The organism is Cesiribacter sp. SM1 (genome assembly GCF_020178975.1).
Classification (GTDB): domain Bacteria; phylum Bacteroidota; class Bacteroidia; order Cytophagales; family Cyclobacteriaceae; genus Cesiribacter.
This window is the reverse complement of sequence record NZ_JAHXBU010000019.1, coordinates 1-1,736: the sequence shown is the minus strand read 5'-3', so window position 1 is coordinate 1,736 and position 1,736 is coordinate 1. Positions and strand designations below refer to the sequence as shown.

General features: G+C 36.4%; 3 protein-coding genes. 1 reads left to right on the top strand and 2 read right to left on the bottom strand.

Annotated elements, in window-relative coordinates:
• Positions 1 to 140: 140 nt before the first annotated feature.
• Positions 141 to 554 (bottom strand): response regulator, encoded by a 414-nt coding sequence (locus KWJ01_RS03880; protein WP_224995113.1) that lies wholly within the window; start codon positions 552 to 554, stop codon positions 141 to 143.
• A gap of 2 nt (positions 555 to 556) precedes the next feature.
• A complete protein-coding gene (locus tag KWJ01_RS03875; protein ID WP_224995112.1) occupies positions 557 to 970 on the bottom strand; it encodes a response regulator in 414 nt (137 codons plus the stop codon).
• 283 nt (positions 971 to 1,253) lie between these two features.
• On the opposite strand from KWJ01_RS03875, the gene KWJ01_RS03870 reads away from it, so the two are divergent.
• Positions 1,254 to 1,736 (top strand): PAS domain S-box protein (locus KWJ01_RS03870; protein ID WP_224995111.1); only part of this gene is annotated, 483 nt, incomplete at its 3' end.

The following is a 1,736-nucleotide window of genomic DNA, read 5'->3' as shown; positions in this document are numbered from 1 at the left end:
TGAATAAGTATATAATGATGATAAGGGATAGTGCCGAAGTAATTTTACTTTGGACCACTGTCCAGTTTTATTTCTATTTGTAGTTACCTGATCAAAAAGCCTATTTTCCAAAAGACAAGCTGCACTACATTCATCATGCTTCATTGAATATCATCTACTATCTTTTTTAACATTGCCTGGTGCAGTGGCTTAAGGACGTAACTATGCACCAGTTTGTTATGCAAGGCTACATTGCTTGCATCTTTGCTATGTGCAGAAGATGTGAGAATAACAATGGTGAATCTGGTTTTATCAATCTCATTCAACTTTTCAAACTCTTCCAAAAATTCAATGCCATCCATTACGGGCATATTCAAGTCAAGGAAAAGTAGATCCTTTGAATAAGTATCGGTGACTTCACCTGTATGATTTTCTTTGATGTAATTAAGTGCCTCTGCTCCATTATGAACATACTCGATCTGCTCTGCAACCTGCAATTCCTCTAAGACAGATTTGTTCAGAAAGCAGGTTATTTCATCATCATCTACCAATAGAACCTTTCTAATTTTACCCATCACTAAGTTAGATCTGTGATTAATTTATAAAGCACTTTTGGCTGTAAAGGCTTTATTAAGTAAGCATGTAAAACATCTTGATACAAAGCAGCCTTTTGTTTGTCTTTAGGGTTAGCAGAAGAAGTAACCATAACAATAACAAACCTTTTTCTGCTTATATGCGTCAGCTTCCTCAACGCATCTAAAAATTCAAACCCATTCATAATGGGTAAATTCAATTCAAGTAAAAATAAATCAACTTCCTGCTCTTGTGTACTTGCATCAACATAGTTTTCTGCTATGTATTCAAGAGCCTCTATGGCACTTGGTATGACTTTAATCTCGTCAGCAATAGATAAGTACTCTATTAGGTACTTATGAATGTAGCACGTGACTTCATCATCATCCACCAATACTGCTCTTCTAATCTTCTTCATTCATCAATTACTCTTTAGCAAGAGTAGTAAAGTATAATTGATGTTGCAACGTATAATTTAACAAATCATTACATTGCTTTGATTACATGAAGATAGTAAGAAAGGATAGTATGCTACACATAGAGATTGAATTTTATTGTTTAAACAACTAATGATGTTTCGCAGTTTTAAGCTTCTATTCAACAGCAGCTTATAGTGTCCGTTACTATCTCACGAACATGTGCCGTGCTAATTATTTCTTGTATATTCAGATCTGTTTAGGATTAGCTTTTATTTTTTAGATATGGAAGTAAATCAGCATGTTAGTGGCTGGGAGAGGATTATCAAAAATTCCCTTGACATTGTCTGTACCCTGGATAGACAAGGATACTATATTAACATCAATGATGCATGTAAACAAGTGCTGGGTTATGACAAGGAAGAGATAATAGAGCATCATTTTAGCGATTTTGTTCATCCCCTTGATCTGGCTTCCAGCTTGCTATCGGCTGAGCATGTTATTCAGGGCTTGAAGGTCCATAACTTTGAGAATCGGTGCATCCACAAAAATGGTCAAGAAGTACCTATTCTGTGGTCTGCTGTGTGGTCTGAAGAGGATAGCTTGATGCTTTGTGTTGGTCGTGATATTACCGACCAGCAACTGGTGAGGCAAAAGGATAAGCTACATCAAGTTCTGGTAGAGCATGGTATAGACATGCTGGCTATGTTTGACCAGGAGTTAAACTTCTTGTACAGTGGAGGTTCCACCTTCAGAATAATGGGCTAC